Source organism: Acidobacteriota bacterium (genome assembly GCA_040752915.1).
In the GTDB taxonomy this organism is placed as follows: Bacteria; Acidobacteriota; UBA4820; order UBA4820; family DSQY01; genus JBFLVU01.
On sequence record JBFMHB010000001.1, the window covers coordinates 165,268 to 171,546 of the forward strand.

Annotated in this window: 6 protein-coding genes; all 6 read left to right on the top strand. The window is 66.7% G+C overall.

The genetic code is table 11. The annotated features are described in order from the left end of the window. Positions 1 to 10: 10 nt before the first annotated feature. Positions 11 to 850: an MBL fold metallo-hydrolase gene (locus tag AB1824_00780; GenBank protein ID MEW5763482.1), complete on the top strand. Its 840-nt coding sequence runs from the start codon at positions 11 to 13 to the stop codon at positions 848 to 850. Position 851: 1 nt separating this feature from the next. Beyond that, a complete protein-coding gene (locus tag AB1824_00785; protein ID MEW5763483.1) occupies positions 852 to 1,625 on the top strand; it encodes an NUDIX hydrolase in 774 nt (257 codons plus the stop codon). Then, on the top strand, positions 1,622 to 2,596 hold the full coding sequence (locus AB1824_00790) for a nitronate monooxygenase (GenBank protein ID MEW5763484.1): 975 nt from the start codon (positions 1,622 to 1,624) through the stop codon (positions 2,594 to 2,596). The genes AB1824_00785 and AB1824_00790 overlap by 4 nt, the downstream gene beginning before the upstream one ends. Before the next feature lie 28 nt (positions 2,597 to 2,624). Beyond that, positions 2,625 to 3,614 (top strand): radical SAM protein, encoded by a 990-nt coding sequence (locus tag AB1824_00795; protein ID MEW5763485.1) that lies wholly within the window; start codon positions 2,625 to 2,627, stop codon positions 3,612 to 3,614. A 274-nt stretch (positions 3,615 to 3,888) separates the two neighbouring features. Continuing rightward, positions 3,889 to 4,884, top strand: a complete 996-nt coding sequence (gene pta, locus AB1824_00800) for a phosphate acetyltransferase (protein ID MEW5763486.1) — start codon at positions 3,889 to 3,891, stop codon at positions 4,882 to 4,884. Positions 4,885 to 4,952: 68 nt separating this feature from the next. Next, positions 4,953 to 6,182 carry an acetate kinase gene (locus AB1824_00805; protein ID MEW5763487.1) on the top strand — a complete coding sequence of 410 codons (1,230 nt, stop codon included), beginning with the start codon at positions 4,953 to 4,955 and terminating at the stop codon, positions 6,180 to 6,182. Positions 6,183 to 6,279 lie beyond the last annotated feature (97 nt).

The following is a 6,279-nucleotide window of genomic DNA, read 5'->3' on the forward strand; positions in this document are numbered from 1 at the left end:
GGAGATCAGCGTGCGCCTTGGAGAAATGGAAGTCCTGTCCCTCGTCGCGGGCCGGTTCCGGTTGGACGGCGGAAGCATGTTCGGCGTCGTTCCCCGGGTCCTATGGGAGAAGAAAATGCCCCCCGACGAGAAAAACCGGATCGCCATGGCCATGAACGTCCTCCTGGTCCGTTCGGGCGGCATGAACCTCCTGGTGGACACGGGTGCCGGCGAGAAGGAGGACTCGAAGTTTCACGAAATGTACGCCATGGGGCCCTGGCTCCTGCCCGAGGCCCTCGGAGCCGTCGGGCTCAAACCCGAGGACATCCACGTGGTCGTCAACACCCACCTCCACTTCGACCACGCCGGGGGCAACACGCGGCGGGACGAATCGGGACGAGCCGTCGCCTCCTTTCCCAACGCCCGGTATGTCGTGCAGAAGAGGGAATACGAGGACGCGGTGGCGGCCCACGAACGAAACCGGGCCTCCTACTTTGCGGAGAATTACGAGCCCCTCCGCTCCCAGGGGCGCCTGGAGCTCGCCGAGGGCGAGGTGGAGGTGGCGCCCGGCGTGAGGCTGTTCCCCCTCCCGGGCCACACTCTCGGGATGCAAGGCGTGCTGCTGGAGTCGGGGAACCGGAAGGCGCTCTACATGGGGGATTGCGTCCCCACACGCCACCACATCCCCCTCCCCTGGATCATGGCCTACGACCTCCATCCGACGGTGACGCTCGAGACCAAGCGACGGGTGCTTCCCGAGGCGGCCCGCGAGGACTGGCTTCTCTTTCTCGAACACGATCCCGACTCCCCCGTCGGCCGCATCGAAGAAGAAAAGCCCCTCTCCTTCCGGTTCCACCCCGTGGAGGCCTGACGTGGCACACCCCCGGACCGTGGTGGCGGTGGAGGTGGCCGGAGAACCCGGACCGGATGAAGGCGGGTTCCTCACCCTCGTTCGGCTGAAGTACCGAAACGTCTACGCCGACGGTGGGACGTCGCGGCCTTACCTCTACGAGTACATCCACCGCCGCGGGTACGACGCCGTGGCGATCGGGCTTTTCCACGAGGAGGGAGGGGCCCCGGCCATGGCCTGGCGACCGGGCATCCGCGTGCCCGTCTACTTTCGAAGGGACCTTGCCCTCGCCGTCGATGACCCCCGTCCCTATCAGACCGTGCCGGAAGCGGTGGCGGGGAGCCTGGAGCCCGGAGACCTCGGACCCGAGGGTCTTGTCCGCAGGGTCGTGGAGGAAGTCCTGGAGGAGACCGGCTACGGGATCCAGCCCCGGGACGTGGTCCCCCTCGGGGGAGGCTTCTTTCCCTCCCACGGCCAGTCCTCAGAGAAGATCCACCTCTGCGCGGCGCGCGTGAATCCCGCCCTTCAGGGCGAAGCCACCGGCGACGGATCGGTGAACGAGCGCGACGCCCCACCCGTCCGGTTTTCGCCCGTCCGGGACATCCTTCTCGCCTCGGCCCGAGGGGAGATGGAGGATCCCAAGCTCGAGATCCTGGCCTGGCGGCTGTGCCTTTACCTGCATTACCTTCCCTTGGAGGGCCGTTACGCGAAGCCGGAAGAGCGCGCCGCCTTCGAAGAGTTCTCCCGGGCCCTGGGGTCGGGGGGATGGTTCTCCAAACGGGGGGCTTCGCCGTGATAGACAACGCCGTCTGCCGCATTCTGGGGATCCGGCTTCCCATTCTCCAGGGGGGAATGACCTGGGTATCCGAGGCGGTCCTCGCCGCCTCCGTGAGCGAGGCGGGCGGCCTGGGCTGCATCGCGACCGGCAACATGCCGGGGGAACTCTTGCGGGAGGAGATTCGCAAGATCCGGACCCTCACGGACCGCCCCTTCGCGGTCAACCTCATCCTCCTCTCGCCCAACTTCAAGGCGTGCGTGGACGTGGTCCGCGAGGAGAGGGTCCCCGTGGTCACCCTGGGGGCCGGCAACAGCGGGCCGGTCATCGCGGAACTCAAGGCCGCCGGCGTCCGGGTGGTGCCCGTGGTCAATTCGGTGGCCCTCGCGCGCCGGCTCGAACGGTCGGGCGCCGACGCCATCGTCGCCGAGGGCGAGGAAGCCGGCGGCCACATCGGCGATACCGCCACTCTGCCGCTGATCCCCCAGATGGTCGACGCCCTGAGCATCCCCGTCATCGCCGCCGGCGGAGTGGCCGACGGCCGTGGGATGGCGGCGGCCTTCGCCCTCGGCGCCCAGGGGATCCAGCTCGGGACCGCCCTCGTGGTGGCCGACGAATCCCGGGCGCACGAAAACTACAAGCAGGCCATCCTCAAGGCCTCGGACCGATCCACCGCCGTCACGGGCCGCTCCATCAGCAAGCCGGTCCGCGCCCTCAAGAACATGCTGACCCAGGAATTCCATGAAATGGAGGCACAGGGAGCTCCCTGGGAAGAGATCGAAGGCCTGGCCGTGGGCCGCTTGCGCGCCGCGGTCATGGAGGGGGACGTGACGCGCGGCTCGGTCATGATGGGCCAGGTGGCGGGGTTGGTGCGGACCCGTGGGCCGGTGAGGGACATTCTGCGAAGGATTGTGGAGGACTTTAACGCCACCATGGATAGGATCGGCGCCTACCGGATTCCGCCGGAGGGATTCGACCCTGTCGGATCCTGAAAAGTCCCCTCCTTCCGCGAGCGACCGCATGACCTCCGGACCCTATCCCTCGTACCTGGGCCTCCTCGAATCCGGCGAGCTGAACCGGCGCGTTGAGGCGCTTCTCGACCTCCTCTCCGAGTGCCGGGTCTGCCCCAGGAACTGCCGGGTGAAACGCCTCCTCGACCGGCGAGCCGTGTGCCGCACCGGACGCCGGGCGGAGGTGGCCTCCCACTGTGTGCACCGGGGCGAGGAACCGTGCATCAGCGGGAGCCGCGGCTCCGGCACCGTCTTCTTCGCCCACTGCAATCTGGCCTGCCTTTACTGCCAGAACGCTCAGATCAGCCAGGACTGGCGACCGGGCGACGGCGCCCTCTCGGCGGAGGAACTGGCCGCCCTGTACCTCGAGCTCCAGGGTCAGGGCGTCCACAACCTCAACTGGGTCAGCCCCAGTCACGTCGTTCCTCAGGCGGTGGAGGCCCTGGCCCTCGCCGCCCGCCGCGGCCTGAAGATACCGGTGGTGTACAACTCGGGCGGCTACGACTCCGCCTCGACCCTCGCGCTCCTCGACGGGATCGTCGACGTGTACATGCCTGACATGAAGTACTTCGACGAGCCCGTGGCCAGGGAACTTTCGGACGCCGTCGGGTATGTTCCGAACGCTCAGGCGGCGCTGGCCGAAATGTGGCGGCAGGTGGGCCCCCTGGAAATGGACGAAAACGGGCTGGCCCGGCGGGGCCTCCTGGTCCGGCACCTGGTTCTTCCCAACCGCCTGTCCCAATCCGCCGAAGTCCTCCGGTTCCTGTCGTCGGCCCTGGGGAAGGGCGTGGCGGTGAGTCTTCTCGCCCAGTATTTTCCGCGCCACCGCGCGGTGGGGCATCCCCTCCTATCTCGCCCCCTTCACGAGGGAGAATACGCTCGCGTCCTGGAAGCCCTTGAAAAAGAAGGGTTAGAGGAGGGCTACGTCCAGGAGTTGCGGAGCGCTTCCCACTACCTTCCCGATTTCCACGCCGAGGGACACCCCTTCGAAAGGGAGTGAGCGCGCACACACACCCTCCGCGTGCTTCGGGTGAATTGCCCCTATGGCCCTTCTGGCTCGGGATGTTCCGCTTCGCCAGGGAGGGCCCAGAGTATAATCCCCCACCTGGCGGCGACCCGCCCCGGGCGCCGACGAACAGGAGATTCAAGAGACCACAAGCCCCCCCCGCCCCACCACGGATCCCGCCCGCGCTCCGGAGGACTGACATCGGCCCGGCCTTCCGAGGGAGGTTGAAGGGCGGATGCCGCCAAAGCGGGGGGCCAGGAGGAACACCATGCACGTGATGGATCGGATCAAGGCCAAAGTGAAGGCCCGGAGGCCGCACATCGTGCTCTCCGAAGGCATGGACAAACGCATGGTCCAGGCCGCCGTCGAGGTAGCCCGAGAGGGATTCGCCGAGGTGACCCTCCTCGCCACCCCTCGACAGGTGGAGGAAGCCCTGGGTCCCGGTGCGCCCGGAATCGAAGGGGTGAAGGTCCTGGATCACCGTGCCTCCCCGTGGCTGGAGGAATTCGCCGACGAGTTCCACGGCATGCGGAAGGCCAAGGGCATGACCCCGGATCAGGCCCGCGAGGCGGTTTCGGACAACGTCTTTTTCGGCGACTTCATGGTCCGGCGCGGATACGCCCACGGGTGCGTGAGCGGGGCGCACAACACCACGGCCCTCGTCATGCGGGCGGCGATCCAGGTTCTCGGATGCGCCCCCGGGATCAAGTCCGTGTCCTCGTGCTTCATCATGATCCATCCCGATCCCAAATTCGGCCAGGACGGCCTCATGATCTTCGCGGACTGCGCGGCCATCCCGTTTCCCAACGCCGAGCAGCTCGCCGACATCGCCATCGCCTCGGCTCACAGCGCCAGAGCCTTCTGCGATATGGACCCCAAGGTGGCGCTCCTCTCCTTTTCCACCCGTGGAAGCGCGGAGCACGAGAACATCGACCGCATCCGCAAGGCCCTGGAGATCGTACGCCAGCGCCGGCCCGATCTGGCCGTGGACGGCGAACTCCAGATGGATGCGGCCCTCGTCCCGACCGTCGGCGAGCGGAAGGCGCCGGGAAGCCCCGTGGCGGGACGGGCCAACGTCCTTGTCTTCCCCGATCTGAATGCGGGGAACATCTGTTACAAGGCCGTGGAGCGTCTCGGCGGGGCGGAGGCCATCGGCCCCGTCCTGCAGGGTCTGGCCAAACCGGCCAACGACCTTTCCCGGGGATGCAAAGTCTCGGACATCGTCAACGTGGCCGCCCTTACCGGGGCCCAGGTACTCGGCTGAAAAAACCCAGGCGGGGCGCCGCCCCGCTCACCCAAGCGGACCCCCGGCGGGTCTTACGGAGACAAGAGATGAACACTCTGGTCATCAATTGCGGAAGTTCCTCGCTCAAGTACCAGCTCTTTAACATGGAGAACGAACGAATCTCCGCCAAGGGTCTGGTGGAGCGGATCGGCTCCGAGGCGGCCAGCCTCAAGCACGAATCGGTCGGCGTCGGCAAGATCACGATCCGATCCGGAATCCCGAACCACGCCGTGGCCGTGAGCGACATGTTCAACGCCCTCACGGACAAGGAGTACGGCGTTCTGAAGGGAGTGGACGAGATCGTCGCCATCGGCCACCGGGTCGTCCACGGGGGCGAGCAGTTTCACGAGTCGGCCCTTCTCGAAACCAAGGTGGTGGACGCGATCCGTGACTGCATCCGCTTCGCCCCCCTTCACAACCCCCTCAACCTTACGGGGATCGAGGCCTGCCAGAAGCTCTGCCCCACCGTGCCCCAGGTGGCGGTCTTCGACACGGCCTTCCACCAGACCATGCCCAAGCACGTCTTCTTGTACGCCATCCCCTACGAGTACTACGAACGCCACGGCGTGCGCCGGTACGGTTTCCACGGCACCTCCCACCAGTTCGTGGCCAATCGCGCCGCGGAGATCCTCGGAAAGCCCCTCGAGTCCCTCCGGATGATCACGGCCCATCTCGGAAACGGGTGCTCCATCACGGCCATCCAGAACGGGAAGTCCCTCGAGACCTCCATGGGCCTCACGCCCCTCAACGGCCTCATGATGGGCCAGCGCTCGGGCGACATCGACCCGGCCCTGATCCCCTACATGGCCGAGGTGGAGAAAACCGACGCCGAGGGCGTGGTCGCCACCCTCAACAAGAAGAGCGGCCTGCTCGGCGTCTCGGGCGTGAGCCACGACATGCGGGACATCCACAAGGCCATCGCCGAGGGCAACGAGCGCGCTGAGATGGCCTTCAAGATGTTCTGCTACCGCATCCGAAAGTACATCGGCACCTACGCCGCCTCCATGAACGGGGTGGACGCCATCGTGTTCACGGCGGGGATCGGCGAGAACGACGCCCGGGTCCGGGAGGTCGCCTGCTCCAACCTGGATTACCTCGGGATCCATCTCGATCCGAAGAAGAACGAGTCCCCCGACCGGGAGAAGATCATCTCCTCCAGCGCGAGCAAAGTGGACGTCCTGGTGGTGCCCACCAACGAGGAACTCATGATCGCGCGGGAGACCGTGCGGGTCGTCCAAAAGAACGCCCCGGCCGGAAAGAAAACCAAGAAGAACTAGAAGGCCGTTTACAAGCGCCTCGGGGCGCAAGCGGTTCTCCGCGGCTTTTCCGTGAAGCCTGCGCGCCGCGATCGGAGGAGGGCGGGCCGAGGGCCCG

Coding starts and splice junctions, on each gene's coding strand:
- AB1824_00795 (MEW5763485.1), top strand. CDS start 2,625: ATGACCTCCGGACCCTATCCCTCGTACCTGGGCCTCCTCGAATCCGGC.
- pta (MEW5763486.1), top strand. CDS start 3,889: ATGCACGTGATGGATCGGATCAAGGCCAAAGTGAAGGCCCGGAGGCCG.
- AB1824_00805 (MEW5763487.1), top strand. CDS start 4,953: ATGAACACTCTGGTCATCAATTGCGGAAGTTCCTCGCTCAAGTACCAG.